The sequence below is a fragment of the Paraburkholderia sp. GAS41 genome (assembly GCF_050436545.1).
Lineage (GTDB): Bacteria > Pseudomonadota > Gammaproteobacteria > Burkholderiales > Burkholderiaceae > Paraburkholderia.
In genome coordinates this window covers 215,434-238,734 of record NZ_JBNDMK010000007.1, presented here as the reverse complement: position 1 = coordinate 238,734, position 23,301 = coordinate 215,434, and the positions used below count along the sequence as shown (strand labels likewise).

The following is a 23,301-nucleotide window of genomic DNA, read 5'->3' as shown; positions in this document are numbered from 1 at the left end:
TCGCGCTCAGCTTCGATCCCGGCGCGGCGTCTGTGTCGAACCGCGCACGATCAGTTCCGGCGCCGAGGTGACACAGACGCGCGGCGCTTTGGCGGCCGCCCGGGCACCGCGTGGCGACGCTTCGATCAGTTCGCGCAACAGGGACACCGCCAGTTCGGCCGCTTCGACGGTCGGCACCGCGACGGTCGTCAGGGCGGGGCGCGATTCCTGGGCCAACTGAATATCGGTAATGCCAACGACCGAGAGATCGTCGGGTACCTGCAAACCGAGATCGGCGGCGGCGTGCAGGGCGCCGAGCGCCGGCAGGTCGTTGGTGGCGAAGATGGCGGTCAATTGCGGTTGCGCTTCCAGCAAATCGCGCGTGGCCAGATAGCCGCCCCGAGTCGTGTCGCGCGCGTAACGCACGGGCGTCTGGTCGACATCGAGACCGGCCGCGCGCACCGTATCGACAAAGCCGTCGTAACGCGCCGCGTGGATGCCGGCCGCCTTGCTGCCCACAATCGCGCCGATCCGGCGGTGCCCCAGTTCGAGCAGATGCTGCGCGGCTAACTGGCCGGCAAGGCGGAAATCGACGGCCACGCACGGCAAGCCAGGCGGCTCGTGTGGACGCTCCCACATGCACAGCACGACCGGCGCGCCGCGCGCCTCGGTCTTGTGCAGATCGGCGAAGTCGAGATTGGCGTTCATGACCAGCACGCCCTCGGACAAGGTGCCGGCAATCTGCTCCAGATAGGCGCGGCCCGCCAGCGGATCTTCGTTCGTATTGCAGATGATCAGGAAGTGGCCGCTGTTGCGCGCCGCACGCTCGACGGCCAGCGCGAACTCCGGATAGAACGGGTTGGCAATGCTCGAAACCATCAGCGCGATGGTGGGCGCGCGGCCTTCGGCCAGCGCGCGCGCCGCAAGGTGGGGCTGGTAGCCGAGCGCTTCTACTGCTTCGAGAACCCGTTGCCGGGTCAGCGCGCCAACCCGTCCGCGATTGCGCAACACGTTGGACACCGTGGCCGGCGTACATCCGGCGCGATGCGCGACTTCACTCAGTGTGGGCATAGATCGCTCACTATATGGGACGATTTCTCAAAATTTGCGTCCTGTCAAAAGGCGCGGCACCATTTGCCGCATAGACAAAACGATATCGGAGACGCTGCAGCAGGCCATTGATCCTCGCGGTCAATTTTTTTCGGCCTTGCAGATTAAGCGCTTAATCTCCGGTTTCGAACCGATTAAATCACGGAGACGAGGCGATGGCGAGCATTTCGTTAAGAGGCGTCCAAAAAGCGTACGGCGACAGCCCAGCAGTAATTCGCGACGTCGATCTGGAGATTGGCGAGAACGAGTTCTGCGTGTTTCTCGGCCCGTCGGGATGCGGCAAGTCCACTTTGTTGCGCATGATTGCGGGTCTCGAAGACGTCACCGACGGCGATCTTTCGATCGGCGGAAAGATCGTCAACGACGTACCTTCGGCCCAGCGCGGCGTAGCGATGGTATTCCAGAGCTACGCGCTGTTCCCGCATATGACCGTGTTCGAGAACATGGCCTTCGGTCTGAAACTGGCCAAAACTCCCAAAGATGAAATCGACCGCAAGGTGCGCGAAGCCGCCCGCATCCTGCAACTCGAAGCATTGCTCGAACGGCTGCCCAAGGCGCTGTCCGGCGGGCAGCGGCAGCGCGTGGCGATCGGTCGCGCCATCGTGCGCCAGCCGGGCGTGTTCCTGTTCGACGAGCCGCTGTCCAATCTCGATGCCACCTTGCGCGGCCAGACCCGCGTCGAGATCGCCCGTCTGCACAAACAGTTTGCGAAGGCAAGTGTCGTCTACGTGACGCACGACCAGATCGAAGCCATGACGCTGGCCGACAAGATCGTGTTGCTGCACGCCGGCAAGGACACCGAGCGCTACGGCAGCATTGCGCAGATCGGCGCGCCGCTCGAGTTGTATCACCGCCCGAACAGTCGCTTCGTGGCCGGCTTCATCGGCTCGCCGCGGATGAATTTTCTACCCGGCAAAGTGGCCGCGATCGACCCGCGCGGCGTGAGCGTCAAGCTCGATCAAAGCGGCGAAACCGTGCGCGTGAGCGTGGACGGCAAGGCCTTGAGTATCGGGCAGACGGTGACCTTCGGCGTGCGGCCCGAACATCTGGAACTGACGGATACCGCCGCTAGCGACGTTGTCCAGCCGAACGACGCCCCCTCTGCATCGCTTCAGTCAACCCGTGAGGATGCCTTACTGACGCGTACGGTCTCGCTCGTCGAGCAGCTGGGCGAACACAGCTACGTTCACCTGGATGAGGCCGACGGCATCGCGCTGATCGCCAAGGCACCCGGCGACACGCGCCTGAAGCAGGGCGATCGCGCCAGCTTCCGCGCGCCGGCCTCGGTCTGTCATCTGTTTTCCGAAGACGGTTTTGCCGTCGCTTCGCTTGAATCCGTCGAACACTACGCATAAAGGACACTCGGATGCGCCTCGGAGTCTGCTATTACCCGGAACATTGGCCGGAATCGATGTGGGAAGACGACGCCCGCCGCATGAAAGCGCTCGGTATCGAGCAGGTGCGGATTGCTGAATTTGCCTGGAGCCGGATGGAACCGTCGCCCGGCGAATACAACTGGGGCTGGCTCGACCGCGCCGTCGACGTGCTCGGCGCGGCGGGCCTGCAAGTGGTCATGTGCACACCGACGGCGACGCCGCCCAAGTGGCTGATCGATCGTCATCCTGACATTTTGCCGGTCGGCGCCGATGGGCGGCCGCGTGCTTTCGGCTCGCGCCGTCACTACGATTTCTCGTCGCCGGCGTACTTCACCGCTTCGCAGCAGATTTGCACGGCGGTGGCCGAGCGCTACGGCAAGCATCCGGCGGTCGCGTATTGGCAAACCGACAATGAGTACGGTTGCCACAACACCGTGGTCAGCTATTCGGCGGCCGCTGTGCAGCGTTTTCGCGAGTGGCTGAAGGCGCGCTACAAGACCGTGGACGCGCTCAATCGCGCGTGGGGCACGGTGTTCTGGAGCATGGAGTACCGCAGTTTCGACGAGGTCGATGCACCCGTCGCCACGGTCACCGAGGCACATCCGTCGCACCGGCTCGACTATCGGCGCTTCGCCTCGGATGAAGTGGCGCGCTACAACCGCATGCAGGTCGAGATCATCCGCGCGCATTCGCCGGGACGTCCGGTGGCGCACAACTTCATGCAGCTGTTCACCGAATTCGACCACTACAAGGTCGCCGCCGATCTCGACGTGGCGACGTGGGACAGCTATCCGCTCGGCGCGCTCGAAGAGCAGTGGTTTGCGCCCGAACTCAAGGCGAAGTGGCTGCGCACCGGCCATCCGGATTTCGCTTCGTTCAATCACGACGTCTATCGCGGCATGTCGAAGCTGCCGTTCTGGGTGATGGAGCAACAGCCCGGTCCGGTCAACTGGGCGCACTGGAATCCGGCGCCGTTGCCCGGCATGGTGCGGCTGTGGAGCTGGGAGGCGTTCGCGCACGGCGCGGGCTGCGTGTCGTATTTCCGCTGGCGCCAGGCGCCGTTTGCCCAGGAGCAGATGCATGCGGGCCTGAACACGCCGGATAACCGCATGGACATCGGCGGCAGCGAGGCGGCGCAGGTGGCGAAGGAGATCCATGATGTGCTGGAGGCGGATCGCGATGCGAACGCCAGCATCCACTCGAAGGTCGCGCTCGTGTACGACTACGAAGCGAAGTGGCTGTTCGAAATTCATCCGCAGGGAGCGGACTTCCACTATCCGCGCTTTGCGTTCGAGTATTACTCGGCGTTGCGTGGACTCGGTCTCGATGTCGACGTGGTGCCGGTCGATGCGCCGCTCGACGGCTATCGCATGATTGTCGTCCCGCCGCTGCCGGTGGTGCCCGCCGACTTCGCGGAACGGCTGGCGCGCTCGGGTGCCCAGGTGGTGCTCGGTCCGCGCACCGGCTCGAAGACCGAAGACCTGCAGATTCCCGCCGCGTTGCCGCCGGGCTTGCTTGCCGCGCTGTTGCCGGCACGCGTGTGGCGTGTCGAGTCGCTGCGGCCCAACGTGACCGAACCGGTCAGGCTCGCGGGCAGCGCGAGTCTCGACGACGGCTACGGGCGGCATTGGCGCGATCTGCTCGAAACGAAGACGGCCGGCAACGACGCGCTGGAGATCCGCGGCCGTTTTGCCGACGGTCATCCCGCGTATGTCCGCAGCGGCGCGACGCATTACTTTGCGAGTCTGTTCGACGACGCGCTGACCACCCGGCTGTTCGCCGGCATCGCCCGCGAAGCCGGTCTCGAAGCGACGGTGCTCGGCGATGGCGTGCGCATCAGCCGGCGCGGTGGGCTGACTTACGTCCTGAATTATGGCGAACAGGTTCATACGCTCGCCGATATTGCAGACGCGGCCTTCGTGGTCGGTTCGCGCGAGATTCAACCTCAGGGCGTGGCGGTCTATCGCTCTTAGGGCAGTTCCCTCATGTAGCACCCAGGCAGGACCGAAAACGACGTAAAAACCAAGGAGACAGGCATGAGATTCAAGCTTCGCAAGGTTCTGGTTGCCGTCGCGCTGACTGCGGCCACGGCAGCAGCATCGATGGCCGGCAGCGCGCAGGCAGCCACACTGACGGTGAATATCGCCTTCAAGGGCGCCAGTCAGCGGGCCGTCTGGCAACAGGTGATCGACGAGTTCAAGAAGGCTCATCCGGGCACTGACGTGAATGTGTCGTTTATCGATGAGGAGGCCTACAAGGTACAACTGCCGGGCTGGCTGTCCACGGCCCCGCCGGACATCGTCAACTGGCACGACGGCGAGCGCATGGCGTATTACGCGCAACGCGGCCTGTTCGACGACCTGAGCGGCGACTGGAGCAAGAACGGCTGGAACAACACTTATGCGTCGACGAAGGAAGCGTCGTCGTATAAGGGCAAGCAGTACGCGGCGCCGACCGTCTACTACTCGTGGGGCATGTTCTATCGCAAGGATCTGTTCCAGAAGGTTGGCATTGCCGACGAACCGAAAACCTGGGACCAGTTTCTCGACGCCTGCAAGAAGCTCAAGGCAGCGGGGATTGCGCCGATCGCCGTGGCGGGCCGTGATGCATGGACGCTGGCCGGCTGGTTCGACTATCTGGATCTGCGTCTGAACGGCAACGCGTTCCATCAGAAGCTGATGGCGGGTGAAGTGCCGTACACCGATCCGCGCGTGAAGAAGGTGTACACGACGTGGAAGCAACTGATCGACGCCGGTTACTTTATCGATAATTCGCTCTCCTACGATCTGGATTCGGCACAACCGTTCCTGTTCCAGGGCAAGGCCGCGATGATGCTGATGGGCACCTTCATCACCGGCGGTTTCCCGGCGGCAGTGAAGCCGGAAATGGGCTACTTCCAGTTCCCGATCATCGATTCGAAGGTGCCGACCGCCGAAGATGGACCGGTCGAATCGCTGCATATCCCGTCGAAGGCCAAGAACAAGGCCGACGCGCACGCGTTCCTCGCGTTTGTCGAGACGCCGGAAATCGGCGCACAACTGGCAACGGGGCTTGGCTCGCTGTCGGCCAACAGCAAGTCGCCGGAACCGGAAGATCCGATTTCGAAGATCGGCTTCCAGATTCTCGCCAACACGAAGGGCGGCATTGCGCAGTTCTACGATCGCGACATGACCAAGGAAATGGCCGACGAAGGCATGAAGGGGATGCAGCAGTTCGTGGCCGATCCTGCGAAGCTCGATGACGTCCTGGCGCAGCTCGAGCAGACCCGTCAGCGGATCTACAAGAAATAAGCTCGATCAAGCAGTGTGATCAATGAGTGTGATCTATAAGCGTAGTTGTTAAACGAAGTGAGCGTGGGCGGCGGTGCGCCGCCTGCGCTCGAACGAGATTGATCAGGAGATTCGCCGTGATTCACTCCGTCAGCCGTCAATCCATCACCGGAGATACCGGTCCGGGCACGCCGGGCGGCGCCGCGCAATCCGGTGCGTCGCGTGGTCCAGGTGCAGCATCACGCCGCCGTGGTCCGACACCCACTGCGCGCCGGCAACGGCGTGCTGCCTTCCTGTTCCTGGCGCCCGCCTGCGTGATGGTGGCGATCTATGTCGTCTGGCCGATCCTGTCGACGATCCGCATCAGCTTTTTCAACTGGGACGGCATGACCGATCCCAGCTTTGTCGGTCTTGCGAACTATGTGGAACTGTTCCATACATCGGCGTTCTACACCGCGCTGAAGAACAATCTGATCTGGCTGCTGCTGTTTCTGCTGGCGCCGCCCATGGGCCTCGCCGTGGCGCTTTATCTGAACCAGGCGGTGGCGGGGATCCGCATCGTCAAGTCGTTGTTCTTTGCGCCATTCGTGTTGTCGGGCGTGGTGGTCGGCCTGATTTTCTCGTGGTTCTACGACCCGACCTTTGGCCTGCTGGCGCTGATTCTCGGGCACGGCGTGCCGGTGCTCGGCGATGCGCGCTACGCGACACCCGGCATCATCTTCGCGGCGCTCTGGCCGCAAACCGCGTACTGCATGATTCTGTATCTGACCGGGCTCACCGCGCTGAACGGCGAACAGGTCGAGGCGGCGCGCATGGAAGGCGCGCACGGCTGGTCGATGCTCTGGCATGTGATCCTGCCGCAATTGCGCCCCACCACGTTCATGGCAATCGTGGTGACGGTGATCGGGGCGCTGCGCAGCTTCGACCTGATCTCGGTGATGACGGGCGGTGGTCCGTTCGAGAGTTCGACCGTGCTCGCGTATTACATGTACGACCAGGCGATCAAGTACTACCGGATCGGTTATTCCGCGTCCGTGGCCGTCGTGCTGTTCGCGATCATGCTGGTCTATATCGTCTATCACCTGCGGCGGATGCTGCGCGCTGAGCAATAAGGAGTCCGTCATGTATCCGATGCCGATTGCCAAGTGGAAGCCGATTTCACGGCGACTCTACAAAATGTCCCTGCCGGTGGCGTTGCTGATCTGGCTGCTGCCGATGATCGCCGTGCTGGTCACGTCCGTGCGCTCGTCCGACGAACTGAGCGAGGGCAACTACTGGGGCTGGCCGAAGCACTTTGCGATGTGGGACAACTATCGCGATGCGCTGACCACCTCGCCGATGCTGCATTACTTCTGGAACAGCGTGATGATTACGGTGCCGGCCGTCGTCGGCTCGATTGCGCTGGCTTCGATGGCGGGCTTCGCGCTGGCGATCTACCGCTTTCGCGGTAACACCACGCTGTTTGCCGCGTTCGTGGCGGGCAATTTCGTGCCGGTGCAGGTGCTGATGATTCCGGTGCGCGATCTGTCGTTGAAGCTCGGTCTGTTCAACACGGTGGGCGCGTTGATCCTGTTTCACGTGTCGTTTCAGACCGGTTTTTGCGCGCTGTTTCTGCGTAACTTCATCAAGCAGTTGCCGTTCGAACTGATCGAAGCGGCGCGTATTGAAGGCGCGAACGAGTGGACGGTTTTCTTCCGGATCGTGCTGCCGCTGATCCGTCCGGCGCTGGCCGCGCTCGCGATTCTGGTGTTCACGTTCGTGTGGAACGACTACTTCTGGGCCCTGTGTCTGACGACCGGCGACGAGGCGGCGCCGATCACGGTCGGCGTTGCGGCGCTCAAGGGTCAGTGGACCACGGCGTGGAATCTGGTGTCGGCGGGATCGATTCTGGCCGCGTTGCCTTCAGTGGCGATGTTCTTCGCGATGCAGAAGCATTTCGTGGCGGGTCTGACGTTTGGTGCGACGAAAGGCTGAGTGGGCAGCGTCGCACGATGTATCGAACCTGAAGCGTTGCTCCATGTTCTCCTCCGAGAGGGTTGCCCGCAGTCGCGGGCTTTTTTCGCGGCGAAGCGGAAAAGCCATCGCGACCGAACGGTCACCTTTTCGGTGATCGCAACATGCGCAAGATCGTATTCACTGCCCTTTGATATACCACGCCGCGAAGCTCACGACGACCGCAAGCTTGCAAAGACACTCGATCAGCGAGAGCGTGAACAGTTCGCGCGCCATCGCGTATTCAAGTGGCAGCGAAGCAGCGAGCGCAAACACACTCGCGGCGCATAGAAACGCAAAAAATGGGCGGGCAAAACGGACGCCGAAAAACGCAGCCGCGCCCACACCGAGCAGCAGGCATTTGGACAGCATGAGCGCAATCAGCCGCACCAACTCATCCGCGGGGCTCAATTCCCAAAGGGTTTCGACAATCGACCAGGCGCACACCAACACGATGGCAATCTGCATCGCACGGTGCGCGAGCGGTGATTTTTGTGCCCGCGATGCCTGCGCCAGATGCCCGTGTGCAGCTTTATGGCGAGCGCGGCGCATGTGAGCGTCCCATGCGTGTTCGATGCTCATGAGTTTCTCCGTCGTCCGACCGTGCCATCCAGTCTGCGCGATATGCGGCGGCAACCCAAATTAAATATTGTCAAATCGTCGAACACCGACACCCTGTCGTTGTTATTAAGGCGCGTGGGGCGCCTCTGTGTCATTCGGGTGACAGATCGATGTACGCAACGCGCCGGCCGCTCCCAGAGAGAGCAGACCGGCACGCGTGTTCGATGAAACTTTCTGGCTGACCCTATCAGGCCGGCATCTTGCGAAAAGCGATGGCGAAACGGTTCCAGCTGTTGATCGCGGAGATCAGCAAGGTCAGGTCGACGAGTTCTTCTTCGCTGAAATGCGGCTTGACGGCTTCCCAGATCGCGTCGGGCACATGTGCTTCGGACACCAGCGTGACAGCCTCGGTCCATTCGAGCGCAGCACGCTCGCGCTCGGTGAAGAAGGGCGTTTCGCGCCACACCACGACGGTGGCGAGCCGGCGTTCGGTTTCGCCGCCCTTGCGGGCGTCGGTGGTATGCATGTCGACGCAGAATGCGCAGCCGTTGATTTGCGAAGCGCGCAGGCGCACCAGTTCCGCGAGCGATTTTTCGATGCTGCTTTTGCCGATACGTTCTTCCAGAGCGAGCAGCGCCTTGATTGCGTGCGGATTGGCTTTGTAGAAGTCGAGACGCGATTCCATAATTTCTTCCTCATTTGCGGTCGATGCGCCGGGCGGCGCGATAGAGGGAAGATTAGGCTTGCTGGTGGCATTCTGAAATAGCCAATTGCTGGAATTTTCAGGGTACCGGTTGGTGCGCTTTGGCGCCCTTGCTTGCCCGTTGGGACCACCATGCTCGAGCGTATGAATGGGCGCCTCGCGCATCAGGCCCGTTGCCGCCGGCCGTTGATGAAGCGCCAGAGCGCACTCACCAGCAGCGAACCCACGCCGAGCCCAACGCCAAGCAGCACGATCGAACTCATGTGATCGCGCACCACCGGTACGTTGCCGAACAGATAGCCGGCCGCCACCAGCGAGACGATCCACAGCGCGGCGCCCGCCGTGACGAACGAGGCGAAGCGTGCGAAGGTCATCCGCGAGACGCCTGCCACGAATGGCGCGAAGGTGCGCACCACGGCGATGAACGGAGACAGCAGGAAGGTCAGGCCGCCGCGCGCCTCGTAGAAAGCGTGGGCCTTTTGCAGCGCGTGTTGGTCGAGCCAGCGATATTCGGCGGTATAGACCTTTTCGCCGATCGCGTGGCCAATCAGGAAATTGACGATACTGCCGGCCACCGTCGCCGCAAACAGTACGGGAATCACCAGCCAGACGCTGAGCGCGCCGGTGGCAGCGAACGCGCCGCAGATGAAGATCAGCGGATCGCCCGGCAGAAAGAAAAGTGGCAGAAAACCGATCTCGACAAACACAATGGCAAATAGCATGGCGTAGACGGCCGTGCCGTATTGCGCGATCAGGCCGCCGAGGTTGCGGTCGAAGTGCAGGGCGACCTGCAATAGGTGCATCGGATTCATCTTGAGTGGGAGGAGGGCAGGTATCGGCAGTGTAGCTTCCGCGGGATGCGGAGGGCAGGGGTTTTCGCTGTGCGGGATATTGTTGTGTGGGGGAGCGCGGGCTGCTCGTCTGTGCGTCTGTTCGTTTCGCCGCGGGGGTGTCACTATGCGAGGCGGGCAAGCAGGCAAGCAGGCAAGCAGGCAAGCAGGCAAGCAGGCAAGCGGCGCGCATGCGGCGCGCATGCGGCGCGTGGATGCGGGCTTGACTGGCTTTGGCCGCTACCATTTTGTAGGGTTCGGCTTGTGTGGAATCGATTTGCTGCGGATGCTTATGCGTATGCAGGACTCTTTCGCTATTACTTTTCGCTTCGCCAGAGTGGATGAGATCGACGTCGTGCGTGCGATCGAGTATGAAGCGGCGCAGCGCTTTGCGACCATCGGCATGACGGGCATCGCCGATGCCCAGCCTATGAATGCCGACTTCGTCCGCCGCAAGATCGAAGCGTGCGAGATTATCGTTGCGGCCAACGACGCGGCACGCAGCGTCGCGTTCGTGATGTTTGCGCCGCTTGTTGGGCGTTTCTATATAGAGGAACTGGACGTGCTGACCGGCTGGGCTGGGCGGCGCATCGGCGCGGAGCTGATTGGACAGGTGGAGGTGCTGGCCCGCCAGGCGGGCGCGCGGCAACTGGTGCTATCGACGTTTCGCGACGTGCCCTGGAATGCGCCGTACTACCGGCGGCTGGGTTTTAGTGTGATCGCGAACGATCGGCTCGATGCGAAGTTGCGTGCGATTCGCGACGCTCATGTTGCGCGCGGGCTCGACGAATCGAAGCGGGTGTTCATGTGCCGTGAGGTTGTGGGGAGAGCTTAGTGTACTTGGAAGCTTTCTGTGCTTGGGGGATGTTGTGAAATACACCGCGAGCGGAAAGCTGCGAGAGGGACGTGGCAAGTAGCAAGCGGTAAGCCGAAAGCCGTGCGGCGAACGCGCAAAAAAACGCGGCGGACATGACCGGAGTGTTATCCGATCATGTCCGCCGCGGGTCTAGCGGGCTCATACCAGGCTCGCGCTTATTCCACCGCTTATTCCACCGTTTCCAGCGCCGGATAGTCGGTATAGCCAGCTTCACCCGGCGCGTAGTACGTCGACGGATTCGGCTTGTTCAGCGGCGCATCCAGTTCGAAGCGGCGCGGCAGATCCGGATTGGCGATGAAGAGCTGGCCCCAGGCCACCGCATCGGCCTCGCCTGCGTCGAGCACGTTTTGCGCGGATTCCTTGGTGAATTTTTCGTTGGCGATGTACGGACCGCCGAACGCCGCCTTCAACTGCGGGCCGAGGCGGTTGTCGCCCAGCGCTTCACGCGCGGCGATAAACGCAATCTTGCGCTTGCCCAGTTCGCGGGCAACATAGCCGAAGGTCGCAGCGGCATCGGAATCGCCCATCGTATGCGCGTCGCCGCGCGGCGCGAGGTGCATGCCGACGCGATTGGCGCCCCACACGGCGATACATGCGTCGGTCACTTCCAGCAGCAGACGGGCACGGTTCTCGATCGAGCCGCCGTACGCATCCGTACGATGGTTGGTGCTGTCCTGCAGGAACTGGTCGAGCAGATAGCCGTTCGCACCGTGGACCTGGACGCCGTCGAAGCCGGCTGCCTTGGCGTTTTCCGCACCCTTGCGATACGCGTCGACAATGGCGGGAATCTCAGCCAGTTCGAGGGCGCGCGGCGTCACGAAGGGCCGCTCCGGACGCACGAGGCTCACGTTGCCTTTGGGCGCGATCGCGCTCGGCGCGACCGGCAACTCGCCGTTCAGGAACATCGGATCCGAGATGCGTCCCACGTGCCACAACTGCAGGAAGATCTTGCCGCCGGCGGCATGCACGGCGCGGGTGACGAGCTTCCAGCCTTCGACCTGTTCCTGCGACCAGATGCCCGGCGTGGAGGAATAGCCGACGCCTTGCGGCGTCACCGAAGTGGCTTCGCTGATGATCAGGCCAGCCGAGGCGCGCTCGGCGTAGTACTTCGCCATCAGCGCGTTGGGAACGCGGATGTCACCGGCGCGCTGACGCGTCAGCGGCGCCATGATGACGCGGTTCTGCAGCGTGAGATCGCCAATCTGGAGCGGGTCAAAAAGAGTCGGCATAAAAGGTCACCTTTCCTCGCGGGCACAGTGCCCGCGTCAATAAGAACAGCGTGATGAAAGAAGCGCGGCGAAGCGGACGCAAGCGTCAAAGGTCCGTGTTCATGTGCTCGAGAAACGCCTGGATGACGGGCTCGTTGCGTTTGAAAAACACCCACTGGCCAACCCGCTTCGACGTAACGAGGCCCGCGCGCTGCAAGGCCGCGAGGTGCGCCGACACGGTGGATTGCGACAGGCCGCAGCATGCGTCGATCTTGCCCGCGCATACGCCGTGGCCGAGCGTCAGTTCCTGATCGCCGAAGTGCGCTTGCGGGTCCCGCAGTTTCGCCAGAATTTCGCGGCGGATCGGGTTGGCAAGCGCTTTGTGGATCGCGTCGATGTCAATGGTCATCGGGGGAGTTTCGAGTTCATGAAGCGCGGACTGGGCCAGGAGGTCACTCTCTGGCTTTCGCATCGCAACAATACGAATCATATATCGTAAAAGTACGATATGGAAGGGAAAACCATTACGGAGAGTGGGGGTGTTTGAGGCGTTGATGGCGGGAAGCGATTGGGATTGCGCCGGAAAGCTTGACGCGCGCCACGAGCTGGCATCAAATCACGCCCCTCTAACGCAACTAACAGTCAAGCCCATCAGCGCTCGCCGAATTCGCGTGGCAGGTCTGTGGGAACAAGAAACACCGGCTGCCGCGCGACGCGCAGCAGCTTCCCAGTGATGCTGCAGCTATTCCACTCAGCGGTTACCGTCAAGCAGTTCGCCGAGCAATTCGTCGAATGCGGCTTGCGCGTCTTCGAGTTCCTGCAGCGCGGCATCGAAGGTTTGCAGCGCGAACTGCGAGGGCCGTCCTTCACCTTGGGGCGGAAATTGCGATTGCAGTGAGGTGAAAGCGGACTGTACCCGCTGCGTGGCAGCCAGCACCCGCTCCATCGCGCGCGCCTCTTCGGCTCGCGCCTGTTCGTGGTTCATCGAAAAACTCCGTAGTTCATCCGGCGCCGACATCATGCCTTGCCGTACGGCGCACTATGCCATGAATGGCGCAGGTTCGACGCGCCAGAAGGATCAGCTCAGCGGCAAACCGCCATTGGCTTTGACTTCACGTAGCGACAGCGCCGATTCTAGCGAGGTGACGCCTGGCAGGCTGCGCAACTGGTCGCGCAAGAAGCTGCCGAAGTCGTCGAGATCGCGCGCGACGATCTGCAGGATGTAGTCGGCGCTGCCCGACACGTTGTGGCACGACAGGATGCGCGGTATGGCCAGCACTTCGCGCTCGAAGCGCGTGGCTACGGCGCGATCGTGCACCGCGAAGCGCACATGGACGAACGCCACCACGCCGTATCCCAAGGCTGAGCGAGACAGCATGGCGCGGTATTGATCGATGTAGCCATCGTTCTCGAGACGCTTCAGACGGCGAGCGCAGGGCGTTTCGCTCAGACCGACGATTTCCGCCAGGCGGGCATTGGACATGCGTCCATCGTTCTGAAGCGCCGCGAGAATGGCGCGGTCCACTTTGTCGAGATCGTTCATCGTAAGGGAAAAGGGCTCGTAAATTTAAAAAGCTTAGCGTATTCCCCTAATCAATGGTCGCTTTCTCCTGTAACTCGCCAGAAAACCCTCGCACTTCGATAGCAAGATAGAGCCCTTATAAAGACGAGGCTCACATGATTTCCGCGCACCTTCTGATTGTCTACGCCGCTGCATTGTTCGTCGTCTATGCGGTGCCCGGGCCGGACATGGCTTTGCTGCTGCAAACGAGCATTGCGCGCGGCGCGCGCACCGGTTTCGCCACGGCTGGCGGCCTAGGCGTGGCGCGGGCGACGCATGTGACCTTGTCGGCGTGCGGGATGGCGGCTTTGCTGCGCAGCGCACCGTGGCTTTACGAAGTCGTGCGCTACGGCGGTGCGGTTTATCTCGGCTGGGTCGCGGTGCAGATTTTCCGTTCGCCGGTATTCGCCTTGCCGACGAGCGCCGCTGCGAGCGTCGAGCCCATCCCGTTGCGTGCCGCGTTCGTCAAGGGACTGCTGACCAACCTGCTCAATCCGAAGGCGCTGCTGTTCTGTTCGGTGCTGCTGCCCCAGTTCGTTCGGCCAGAGGCCGGCCCCGTTGCATGGCAGATGGCCGAACTCGGCGTCGTGCTGGTCGCGATCGGCGCCTGTTTCGACGCAACCTATGCGATCGGCGCCGCTCGCATTTCGAACTGGATGCGCTCGCATCCGCTCGCGCAGACGGTGCAGCGCTGGACCTTCTCAGCGGCCCTGATCGGATTTGCGTTGCGCCTCTCGCTCGACTAGGCGCGCAGCGCTGTAGTGCTGTAGTGCTCGACGCCGCGCTGCGCGCGAAGTGACAGTGTTGATAAAGCCGATACACGGGACGGAGTAGACTGCGCCGCTGGCTGCCGATATCAACCGCTCACACGCCCTGTCCTCCGATGAAGACCTTTCTGCTGTATGCCGTCACCGCCGTTGCCGAAATTCTCGGCTGCTATCTGCCCTGGCGTTGGCTGAAGGAGGGCGGCTCGGCATGGCTTCTCGTACCCGGCGCACTGAGCCTCGCCACGTTTGCCTGGTTGCTGACGCTGCACGGCACCGCCGCCGGCCGCGTGTATGCCGCCTACGGTGGCGTTTATGTAGCCGTGGCGATCGTCTGGCTGTGGTGCGTCGACCAGGTGCGCCCAACCCTCTGGGACCTGGCCGGCGTGGCGTTCACGCTGGCTGGGATGGGGATCATCGCCTTCCAGCCGCGCGTGTAAGCGCGAGTGCCCCGGCGACTAACCGAGGCTGCTGCCTTTAACGGCCGCCCAGAAAGTCCAGCTTGCCAAGCTCGACACCGTTGTGGCGCAGGATGTCGTAGCTGGTCGTCACGTGGAAATAGAAGTTCGGCAGCACGAACGACAGCAGATAGCTGAGGCCGGTGAATTCGACCGGGCCGCTGCGCATCTTCAGCGTGATCGTGCGCTCTTCCGAGCCGTCGATCTGCGCCGCGCTGAATTCCTTCAGGTAATCAATCGTTTTTTGAATCCGCGCGTGCAGTTCTTCGAACGTCACCTCGACGTCGTCGTACTTGGGCGGCTCGACGCCGGCGAGACGCGCGGCACAGCCTTTGGCCGTGTCGGTCGTGATATAGACCTGGCGCACGAGCGGCAGCATGTCCGGAAAGAGGCGGGCGCCGGTGAACACGGACGGGTCGATCTGCTTTTCGGCGGCGTGCGCCTCGGCCTTGGCGAGGATGGCTTGGAGGTTGGTCAGGCCACGCACCATCACGGGCACGGACGCTTGAAACATCGAAATGGACATGGAACGTTCCTCTGATTCACTCGGATTCTTTGACGCGCTTGCGGGTTCGGCACACGCGGCAATGCAACGGCGGGTTCGCCGCTGCAGCATCATAGCGCGACCTGCGTGACGCACACAGGGTCATTGACGACGTTAGCCATCCGGACAACTGTTGCCCATCCCGGAACTGTGTTCGAATGGATTTGTCGGACGGCTTGACGATGTGCTGGCAACCGGACCTTCGTGTGGACCGTGCCGCAATGCGGCGATACGAGTGGTGCGGTTAGGCGCGTGCCCGCCGGACTAACACGCAGCCTCACGGCTGTGTACCGAGGAGTATCGAAACAATGGCTAAGCATCCCCTGCAAGGAAGTGAGCGATCGGTAGCGGAGGGTTCTACACTGGTCGGTAATTGCAATCCCGCAGAACACCTTGAAGTGCACGTCGTCTTGCGGCGTCATGCGCAGGCGCAGTTCGAGGCGTTGCTCGGCAAAATCGAAGCGGGCGATCCGAACGTCAAACCCTTGTCGCGCGAGGCCTTCGCGAAAGAGTTCGGCGCGGCGGCAGAGGACATCGCCAAGGTCAAAGCATTCGCGGCGCAGGCCGGCCTGAGCGTGGTGCGCGAAGATCCGGCGCGGCGCATCGTCGTGCTGGGCGGCACGATCGCACAGTTCCAGGCGGCGTTCGAGGTCCAACTGCAGCATTACCGGCATCATTCGATCGGCCAGTATCGCGGCCGCACCGGTTCAATCAGCGTGCCCGACGATCTCTCGGGCATCGTGACGGCCGTGCTGGGGCTCGACAACCGGCCGCAGGCGCGTCCGCATTTCCGTATCCGCCCGCCGATCCAGGCACTGAAGGCGCAGCAGGCCGCCTCGTTTACCCCCCTGCAAATCGCGGCGCTCTATCAGTTCCCGCAGGGCGATGGCAGCGGCGAGTGCATCGGCATAATCGAACTCGGCGGCGGCTATGAGGCATCCGATCTCAAGACCTATTTTTCGAACCTCGGCGTGAGCGCGCCCACGGTCGTTGCGGTGGGTGTCGACCAGAGCGGCAACAAACCCACTGGCGACGCGAACGGACCTGACGGCGAGGTCACGCTCGATATCGAAGTCGTCGGGTCGATCGCGCCGGCGGCGAAAATCGCGGTCTACTTCACGACGAACACCGACACGGGCTTCATCGACGCGGTCAGCAGCGCGGTACACGACGCCACCAACAAGCCATCGGTCATTTCGATCAGTTGGGGCGGTCCCGAATTGTCGTGGACGGCGCAATCGCTGCAAGCGTTCAACGGCGTGCTGCAAGCCGCTGCTACCATGGGCGTGACAGTCTGCGTGGCCTCGGGCGACAGCGGTTCGAGCGACGGCTCGGGTGGCGGCAACGTGGTCGATTTCCCCGCCTCCAGCCCGTACGTGCTGGCCTGCGGCGGCACGCGCCTGACGGCTTCGGGGCAAACCATCAGCAAGGAAGTGGCGTGGAACGACGGCACCGAGGGCGGCGCGAGCGGCGGCGGGGTAAGCACCGCGTTTGCGGTTCCGGTGTGGCAGAAAGGTCTGTCTTCGACCAATGCGAAGGGCGTGAAAGTGGCGCTCACGGGGCGCGGTGTGCCGGACGTGGCGGGCGACGCCTCGCCGGACAGCGGCTACGACGTGCTGATCGACGGCTCGCAGACGGTAGTGGGCGGCACGAGCGCGGTGGCGCCGCTCTGGGCGGCGCTGATCGCCCGCATCAATGCGGCTAACGGTACACCGGTGGGCTTCATCAATCCGAAGCTGTATGCCACGCCCAGCGCGCTACGCGATATCACGCAAGGCAACAACGGCGGTTATGAAGCGTCCGCGGGCTGGGACGCCTGTACCGGGCTTGGCAGTCCCAATGGTCAGAAGGTCGCAGCCGCACTATAGTTTCTAATCGCGCGAACAGGTTGGCTGCGGGCGTGCGGCGAAGCTCGCCGTCTGCTCGCCGCGTGCGGGTCTTTGTAGCAAGGCAGGGTGGTTCGTGACAAGAGACAACGCCCTTTATGGCGCCTAGATGACGTAAATGACATAAACGAATCCGATGGAGCGATCATGACGAACACCGAGTCAGGTTCCGGCAGTCCGCAGTCGTCTCACAACTCTCATGCTGCTCCCGCCGGGGCGGCCGCGAAGGCGGCGCACTCTTCGGGAAATCAGCCATTCTTCGATCCCGTCGCATACGGTAACGGACCCAACGACTCCGTGACCGATGCAACGGAGAACGCCGCCATCACGAAACACTCCGTGGTGATCGGCGGCCGCAAGATTGCCTACACCGCGACGGCCGGCCATCTGGTCACGGTGGACTCGAGCAGTTCCGTACCGAACGCCAAGATGTTCTACGTGGCATTCACGGAGGATAACCAGAAGGAAGAGACGCGCCCCGTTACGTTTTTCTACAACGGGGGTCCGGGTTCGTCTTCGGTGTTCGTGTTGCTCGGCTCGTTTGCGCCGCGCCGTATCAAGACGGCAATGCCGAGCTTTACGCCGCCCGCGCCGTATGCGCTGGAAGACAATCCCGACAGCCTGCTCGACAAGAGCGATCTGGTTTTTATCAATCCGGTCGGCACCGGTTATTCGGCGGCCATCGCACCGAGTGTCAACCGTAATTTCTGGGGCGTGGATCAGGACGCGAACTCGATCAAGCAGTTCATCAAGCGCTTTTTGACCAACAACGACCGCTGGAACTCGCCGAAGTATCTCTATGGCGAGTCGTACGGCACCGCGCGCAGCTGCGTGCTGGCTTATCTGCTGCATGAAGACGGCGTCGATCTGAACGGCATCACGCTGCAGTCGTCGATTCTGGACTACACGCAGTCGGGCAACCCGGTCGGCGCATTGCCTACAGCGGCCGCCGACGCCTGGTATCACAAGAAGCTCGGCATCGCGCCCACCCCGACCGATCTCGGCGCATTTGCCGAAGAGGTCGCCCAGTTTTCGCGCACCGACTACCTGGCCGCGTTGCGCAAAGTGCCCGCGACGGATTCCGCGACGGTCGAGAAGCTGAGCGAATACACCGGTATCGACAAGCCAACGCTGCTCGCGTGGAGTCTCGACATCGCCGGGTATGACAGCCGCGGCAACTCGCTGTTCCTGACCACGCTGCTGAAATCGAAGGGACTTGCGCTCGGAGAATATGACGGACGCGTGACCGGCATCGAGACGGGCATCGCCGGCAAGATCAATCCGAACTCGGGCGGTAACGATCCCACCATGACGGCGGTGACGGGCGTCTACACGACCATGTGGAACGTCTATCTGAACGAGCAGTTGCTGTACACGTCGAATTCGTCGTTTACCGATCTGAACGATCAGGCGTTCCAGTATTGGGACTTCAGCCATATCGATCCGACCGGCGCCCAGAAAGGCCTGGATTCAAAGGGCAACGTGATTCTCTATACCGCCGGCGACCTCGCTGCGGTCATGGCGCTGAACGTGGATCTGAAGGTGTTGTCGGCGAACGGTTTTTTTGATTTTGTCACGCCGTTTTATCAGACCGTGCTCGACCTGCAACAGATGCCGCTCGTTAGCCCACAGGTGCGCCAGAACCTTTCGGCGCGTTTCTATCCGTCGGGGCACATGGTTTATCTCGACGGTAATTCGCGCACGGCGTTGAAAGCGGATCTTGCCAAAATGTACGACTCGACCGTCACCAACACCGGCGCGCTGTTGCGTATCCGCGATTTGCAGGCCCGCAGGCCAAGTTAGCGGCTGTTGATGGCGTAAGCGCCGGATGACCGGCTGGCTGGGGTCGAGTGGTGAGTATGTCGACACAGTTGGACGAGCGCGCAGGCGAGGGGGCAGCAATCCGCTGCCTCCTTCTTCACCCAGCAATGAACCCACACAACGTGGCGGATGAGATGTCGTTCGCATGCCGCGTGACCCGTTTGAAGGCCGCGCCCATACCGGATGAATTTTCGTCGTCGAGGATGAATGTGTTTTAATCGTCCAGCGAAAATAACCATTCCGCGTCAAGGCCTGGCGCGCTGAAGAATGAATCCAGGCAGATAGCGGCGTTTAGGTGTGGGTCTGCGCGGTTATTCAGGTACAGTGCATTAATCGCATGTTTCGACGCTGTCTCTAGCGGGCGATACCCGTCCGCTTCCTGGAATGGTCCGGTCAGCTTCGCGGGGAACGTGACCGCGGGACTCGAAATTGCTCCGGTCGCTGTGTCGCATCGCATTCGCAGTCGATTCTGCCTATCCTGACAACAGGACGAAATTCGAAGGGAGCTTGAAAATGATTGCCTTCTATCTGTCACTGGCTGCATTCGGCGCAGCGCTGATCACCGGCGCGGCCGCCATCGCGGAAGCCAGAAAACGTGCGAGCCTCCAGCCCGTGCGCATCCGCAGCACCGATCGCCGTGGGCGCTGAGGCATTGCCAACATGAACCTGTTCGTCAGGAACATTGCCGAATCGTGCTCCGAGCAGGAGGTGCGCGAGTTTCTCGAGCATGAACTGGGTCACTACGCGAAAAGCGTGACGATCCACGAGATCGGTACGCCCAACGCGTATGCCACAGTCGAATTGAAAACGGATGGGCCCTACGTCGGCGAAGTGATCGCGCGCCAGTTGCAGGGCAAGCATCTGCGCGGCATTCCCCTCGAGGCCAGCAGCGAGTTGTTCGACGAGGAAGATCCGCCGCCTCGCTGAGCCTGAATGGCCTGCGGACCTGTTTTTAGGCGGCGGCCAAGCGGGTATCTGCTGCGTCGTCGTATTGGCTGCTATGACGCCTTCGCACCGCTAGCGATATGCACCGCGCATCTACGACTGCGGCGGCCAGTCGAATGGCGTATACGGCAGCGCACGCTTGTGACGCGTGCTCTCATAGAACCGCAACACCGTCTCACGGGCCGCAGCGGTAATCGATTTACCCTCCAGAAAATCATCGATGTCGTCGTACGGGATGCCGTAGGCATCTTCGTCAGGACGTAGCGGGCGTAGCATTTCCAGATCGGCTGTCGGCACCTTGTGCGCGAGTGCTGCCGGTGCGCCCAACGCTTGCGAAACCGCACGCACCCGTCGTTTGTTGAGTCCCGCGAGCGGCAGGATGTCCGCGCCGCCGTCACCGAATTTGGTGAAGAAGCCCATGACCGATTCGGCGGCATGATCGGTACCGATGACCACCCCGCGACGCGCGCCGGCAACGGCGTATTGCGCAATCATGCGTTGCCGCGCCTTGATATTGCCGTGGACGAAGTCCTGCTGCGCGGCGTCGGCGAACGGCACGCCGGCCGCGGTGAGTGACGCGAGCATCGCGTCGGCCGCGGGCTGGATGTCGATACTAAGGTTTTCGTCGGCGCGAATGAAGGCGAGGGCCTGCTGCGCATCCGCTTCGTCCCGCTGGACGCCATAAGGCAGGCGCATGGCCAGGAAGCGCGCTTCGTAGTGCTCCGCACGCAAGCGTTCGACGGCGAGTTGCGCGAGACGCCCCGCCGTGGTCGAATCCACTCCGCCGCTAATGCCGAGCACGTACGTCTTCAAGCCACTCGCGCGCAGGTACCGGGCGAGGAAGGCGATGCGCCGCTCAATCTCGTCCTCTGCGACGAAACTCTCCGTGACATCCAGTTCTGCGGCAATGCGCCGTTGGCGTTCGGCCGGATCGTGTTGTGTCATGTGGGTCCTTTGCAAGTGTGTGGATGCGAAGCGGTGAGGCGAGCATTTATCCCGGCGTCGCCAGTGGGTATTTTGCCGGTTGTGCCGTCATTGTGCAGCGGCAGATTTTCGGCCGGAATTCGGTCGGATTGTCGATTTAAATGCGTGGGCGCGACCTGACGTAATTGACGGTTATTCAAAGCATGACTCGCTATGACCGGACGCTTCGGTGATCGACAGAAACAGGTACGCTGAGTACTATGATGTTTATGTACATGCTGAATAAGCCGCTAGACGGTGAATGACAGGCAGGGTGACTAAAACACGCGATGAACCACGAGAGACGGCTTGGCCAGCTAGTGAAACGCATAATGATCCGTTGCCCCGGAATTAATCGGGGTGTCACGAATCAGGCGCCATGCGTTGGACATAAAACGCTTGTGTTGGGGGCTGCATTATTCTGGTTGTCTTTTAGCGTGTGCAGGGCGGCGGAGGCACAGAAAACCCTGCCCGCTCCGCCTGTCGATATCACGGCCTCCGCCGTCGCGGCGCCAGACGCGGCAGGCGTGGTCGATCCGCAGCGGGCGCTCTTGTTGCGCGCCGTATTTGCACGCGACGTCACGCGCCGGCTGAATGTGCCGGCAGCGGTCCAACGGGAGTACGGCGAGCGGCTCGAGGCGGCGCTGCAACTCTATCAACTCGGCAATCTGTCGGGCGAATATGTCGTGCTGGTCGATCGCAGCGCAAACGTCCAGGCGCTCTTCATTTATTTCCGTCCGGCGCCCTCGGACAAGTGGGTGATGATCGGCGCGTCGCCGGTAGCAACCGGAAAGCCGGGTGAGTTCGATCACTTCATTACGCCGCTCGGCGTGTTCGAACATACGCCCAACAATATGGACTATCGCGCAGAGGGCACGATGAACCAGAACGGTATTCGCGGATACGGCACGCGCGATATGCGGATTTTCGATCTGGGCTGGGCGCAAGGCGAACGCGGCTGGGGCAAGGGCGGCATGTCGCAGATGCGTTTTCAGATGCACGCCACGGATCCCGACAAGCTCGAACCGCTGCTCGGCATTCGTCATTCGAAGGGCTGCGTGCGCATCCCCGCGTCGCTCAATGTGTTCCTCGATCATTACGGCATTCTCGACGCCGAATATGAAGCGCTTGTCGAGTTGGGACGTTCGCTGTGGGTGCTGCATAGCGATCGGCAGGTGACGCCATGGGCAGGGCGTTTCATCGTCGTGATCGACTCGGCGCGCAAGACGCGTCCGGCGTGGTCACCGGCGCCGGGCAGCAAGGTCCGCGCGACGGTACCGGCCGCCGCGGATACGGCGGATTAGCCGCGCTATGCCAGACGCATATTCGAGCCGTGCGTGATCGCTGAGGACGAAAAAAACGCCAGCTTGCGCTGGCGTGAAAAGTTCTGGCTTTTCCGAGGGCCGCCAGAACCTGAGAGAGGGTGTCGTGCAACAGACGATTGATCCGGTCTGCTACACGTGCTGTCGAAGTCTGCACAACGAACAGCATGTTTGGCAATAATACTTCGAAATTGCCGTCGTCATTTTATTTTGTGTTCATTTGCATCCGCTCGGGATCGCATTCCTACATTGATAACCTGTCAGACCTCACAGGTATGCGCCATCCGATAGATACTATAAATATACTGCGCGCGTTGGTGAGGACCGTCACCAGGACAATTGAGTATGTCTTATGCATCAAGTTCTACTTTGCAATGCATAGCCGATGCCAATGCAAGAAGTCGATAACACGTTGTCGACAGGAAATCAGGAGTCCGAACGCACTCTATGCGCTCAGTTCCGAATAGAAAATCCACTCAACGAAAATGAAAGGCATAGGCCCGATGACACTCTCCCCATTGCTCTCACAATCTGCATCGTCTGATGGTTATGTGCGCGTTCCTGAATTCATGTTGGGCCGGTTGACGTTGGTTCATATTTCGTCCGGTATCGACGAGGGGCTGCTCGCGGATCTGCGCGCGGATGCGATCGATGCCCTCGATGCGGGCTACACGGAGTGGCAAGGCGCAATCCACCCGTTGACGTCGCAGGTATCGGTGGGGTGGGACTGGTATATCGACGGCGGGTCGGGCGCGTTTTTGATCGCATGGGGCGATGTGCGAAGCAATCTCATGGGTGTCGATCGTTCGGGTGCGGACCTTGGAATGGTTCGCACGGCAAGGGCGCTTGCCCACCGGCTCATGGATCTGAACTGGTCGAGTCCCGTCGCGGCCGGCGTTGCGCTCGCCTTGAAAGGAAGGCATCCCATGCTGGCCTCTTTTCAACGTCAGTAAATCTCGCGGCGCCGGCGGCAACGATTCGAAACATTTAAGGCTTATTTAAAAGAGAAACGTGTTCGCAATTTGCAATGACAAATTGATGGCACGGATGAATATATCGGCGAATGAAGATATTGCTTCATAACGCCCTGTCAAATCTATCAGTTACCGCATAACCCTGTGCGCGCTGTAAT

At 61.6% G+C, this 23,301-nt stretch carries 24 protein-coding genes; 14 read left to right on the top strand and 10 right to left on the bottom strand.

Going from position 1 to position 23,301, the window contains the following annotated elements; all coding sequences use genetic code 11:
- Window positions 1-6: 6 nt before the first annotated feature.
- Window positions 7-1,050, bottom strand: a complete 1,044-nt coding sequence (locus P3T43_RS13225; RefSeq protein ID WP_429281491.1) for a LacI family DNA-binding transcriptional regulator — start codon at window positions 1,048-1,050, stop codon at window positions 7-9.
- 194 nt (window positions 1,051-1,244) lie between these two features.
- Between P3T43_RS13225 and P3T43_RS13220 the strand changes: the two genes are divergently transcribed.
- From P3T43_RS13220 to P3T43_RS13200, 5 genes are all read left to right on the top strand, one after another.
- Window positions 1,245-2,444 (top strand): ABC transporter ATP-binding protein, encoded by a 1,200-nt coding sequence (locus P3T43_RS13220; protein ID WP_429281490.1) that lies wholly within the window; start codon window positions 1,245-1,247, stop codon window positions 2,442-2,444.
- 11 nt (window positions 2,445-2,455) lie between these two features.
- Window positions 2,456-4,438, top strand: a complete 1,983-nt coding sequence (locus P3T43_RS13215) for a beta-galactosidase (protein ID WP_429281489.1) — start codon at window positions 2,456-2,458, stop codon at window positions 4,436-4,438.
- Window positions 4,439-4,501: 63 nt separating this feature from the next.
- On the top strand, window positions 4,502-5,755 hold the full coding sequence (locus P3T43_RS13210; protein ID WP_429281488.1) for an ABC transporter substrate-binding protein: 1,254 nt from the start codon (window positions 4,502-4,504) through the stop codon (window positions 5,753-5,755).
- Window positions 5,756-5,871: 116 nt separating this feature from the next.
- Window positions 5,872-6,846 carry a carbohydrate ABC transporter permease gene (locus P3T43_RS13205; protein ID WP_429281487.1) on the top strand — a complete coding sequence of 325 codons (975 nt, stop codon included), beginning with the start codon at window positions 5,872-5,874 and terminating at the stop codon, window positions 6,844-6,846.
- Window positions 6,847-6,856: 10 nt separating this feature from the next.
- A complete protein-coding gene (locus tag P3T43_RS13200) occupies window positions 6,857-7,708 on the top strand; it encodes a carbohydrate ABC transporter permease (protein ID WP_429281486.1) in 852 nt (283 codons plus the stop codon).
- A gap of 159 nt (window positions 7,709-7,867) precedes the next feature.
- Here P3T43_RS13200 and P3T43_RS13195 read toward each other — a convergent pair whose 3' ends face one another.
- The 3 genes from P3T43_RS13195 to P3T43_RS13185 all read right to left on the bottom strand — a co-directional run bounded on the left by P3T43_RS13195 (window position 7,868) and on the right by P3T43_RS13185 (window position 9,802).
- Entirely contained in the window at window positions 7,868-8,308 is a 441-nt protein-coding gene (locus P3T43_RS13195) for a hypothetical protein (protein WP_429281485.1), read from the bottom strand.
- A gap of 226 nt (window positions 8,309-8,534) precedes the next feature.
- Window positions 8,535-8,972, bottom strand: a complete 438-nt coding sequence (locus P3T43_RS13190) for a carboxymuconolactone decarboxylase family protein (protein WP_429281484.1) — start codon at window positions 8,970-8,972, stop codon at window positions 8,535-8,537.
- Window positions 8,973-9,154: 182 nt separating this feature from the next.
- Window positions 9,155-9,802, bottom strand: coding sequence for a VTT domain-containing protein (locus tag P3T43_RS13185; RefSeq protein WP_429281483.1), 648 nt, complete (start codon window positions 9,800-9,802; stop codon window positions 9,155-9,157).
- 316 nt (window positions 9,803-10,118) lie between these two features.
- Here P3T43_RS13185 and P3T43_RS13180 point away from each other — a divergent pair, with 316 nt between their 5' ends.
- The gene (locus tag P3T43_RS13180) at window positions 10,119-10,655 is read left to right on the top strand and encodes a GNAT family N-acetyltransferase (protein ID WP_429281482.1); all 537 of its coding nucleotides are present in this window, start codon (window positions 10,119-10,121) and stop codon (window positions 10,653-10,655) included.
- Between the two features lie 209 nt (window positions 10,656-10,864).
- On the opposite strand, the gene P3T43_RS13175 is transcribed toward P3T43_RS13180, so the two are convergent.
- From P3T43_RS13175 to P3T43_RS13160, 4 genes are all read right to left on the bottom strand, one after another.
- Window positions 10,865-11,926 (bottom strand): alkene reductase, encoded by a 1,062-nt coding sequence (locus P3T43_RS13175; protein ID WP_429281481.1) that lies wholly within the window; start codon window positions 11,924-11,926, stop codon window positions 10,865-10,867.
- 85 nt (window positions 11,927-12,011) lie between these two features.
- On the bottom strand, window positions 12,012-12,314 hold the full coding sequence (locus P3T43_RS13170; protein ID WP_429281480.1) for an ArsR/SmtB family transcription factor: 303 nt from the start codon (window positions 12,312-12,314) through the stop codon (window positions 12,012-12,014).
- 342 nt (window positions 12,315-12,656) lie between these two features.
- A complete protein-coding gene (locus P3T43_RS13165) occupies window positions 12,657-12,890 on the bottom strand; it encodes a hypothetical protein (protein ID WP_429281479.1) in 234 nt (77 codons plus the stop codon).
- Window positions 12,891-12,983: 93 nt separating this feature from the next.
- Window positions 12,984-13,448, bottom strand: coding sequence for an Lrp/AsnC family transcriptional regulator (locus P3T43_RS13160; RefSeq protein WP_429281478.1), 465 nt, complete (start codon window positions 13,446-13,448; stop codon window positions 12,984-12,986).
- A gap of 134 nt (window positions 13,449-13,582) precedes the next feature.
- Between P3T43_RS13160 and P3T43_RS13155 the strand changes: the two genes are divergently transcribed.
- Both P3T43_RS13155 and P3T43_RS13150 read left to right on the top strand, forming a co-directional pair.
- Complete coding sequence (locus tag P3T43_RS13155) at window positions 13,583-14,212, top strand: LysE family translocator (RefSeq protein WP_429281477.1); 630 nt, start codon at window positions 13,583-13,585, stop codon at window positions 14,210-14,212.
- 137 nt (window positions 14,213-14,349) lie between these two features.
- Window positions 14,350-14,670 (top strand): YnfA family protein, encoded by a 321-nt coding sequence (locus P3T43_RS13150; protein ID WP_429281476.1) that lies wholly within the window; start codon window positions 14,350-14,352, stop codon window positions 14,668-14,670.
- Window positions 14,671-14,707: 37 nt separating this feature from the next.
- Here the strand turns inward: P3T43_RS13150 and P3T43_RS13145 are convergent, their stop codons facing one another.
- On the bottom strand, window positions 14,708-15,214 hold the full coding sequence (locus P3T43_RS13145) for a DUF1993 domain-containing protein (protein ID WP_429281475.1): 507 nt from the start codon (window positions 15,212-15,214) through the stop codon (window positions 14,708-14,710).
- Window positions 15,215-15,540: 326 nt separating this feature from the next.
- On the opposite strand from P3T43_RS13145, the gene P3T43_RS13140 reads away from it, so the two are divergent.
- The 4 genes from P3T43_RS13140 to P3T43_RS13125 all read left to right on the top strand — a co-directional run bounded on the left by P3T43_RS13140 (window position 15,541) and on the right by P3T43_RS13125 (window position 19,866).
- Window positions 15,541-17,100: a S53 family peptidase gene (locus P3T43_RS13140; protein WP_429281474.1), complete on the top strand. Its 1,560-nt coding sequence runs from the start codon at window positions 15,541-15,543 to the stop codon at window positions 17,098-17,100.
- 165 nt (window positions 17,101-17,265) lie between these two features.
- Window positions 17,266-18,921: a S10 family peptidase gene (locus P3T43_RS13135; protein WP_429281473.1), complete on the top strand. Its 1,656-nt coding sequence runs from the start codon at window positions 17,266-17,268 to the stop codon at window positions 18,919-18,921.
- 531 nt (window positions 18,922-19,452) lie between these two features.
- Window positions 19,453-19,587, top strand: coding sequence for a hypothetical protein (locus P3T43_RS13130; protein WP_429281472.1), 135 nt, complete (start codon window positions 19,453-19,455; stop codon window positions 19,585-19,587).
- Between the two features lie 12 nt (window positions 19,588-19,599).
- Window positions 19,600-19,866: an RNA recognition motif domain-containing protein gene (locus P3T43_RS13125; protein WP_429281471.1), complete on the top strand. Its 267-nt coding sequence runs from the start codon at window positions 19,600-19,602 to the stop codon at window positions 19,864-19,866.
- A gap of 111 nt (window positions 19,867-19,977) precedes the next feature.
- Here the strand turns inward: P3T43_RS13125 and nadE are convergent, their stop codons facing one another.
- Window positions 19,978-20,829, bottom strand: coding sequence for an ammonia-dependent NAD(+) synthetase (gene nadE / locus P3T43_RS13120; protein WP_429281470.1), 852 nt, complete (start codon window positions 20,827-20,829; stop codon window positions 19,978-19,980).
- 350 nt (window positions 20,830-21,179) lie between these two features.
- Here nadE and P3T43_RS13115 point away from each other — a divergent pair, with 350 nt between their 5' ends.
- Both P3T43_RS13115 and P3T43_RS13110 read left to right on the top strand, forming a co-directional pair.
- Window positions 21,180-22,151 (top strand): L,D-transpeptidase, encoded by a 972-nt coding sequence (locus P3T43_RS13115; protein ID WP_429281469.1) that lies wholly within the window; start codon window positions 21,180-21,182, stop codon window positions 22,149-22,151.
- A 521-nt stretch (window positions 22,152-22,672) separates the two neighbouring features.
- Window positions 22,673-23,122 carry a DUF4902 domain-containing protein gene (locus P3T43_RS13110; RefSeq protein ID WP_429281468.1) on the top strand — a complete coding sequence of 150 codons (450 nt, stop codon included), beginning with the start codon at window positions 22,673-22,675 and terminating at the stop codon, window positions 23,120-23,122.
- The last annotated feature ends 179 nt before the right edge of the window (window positions 23,123-23,301 follow it).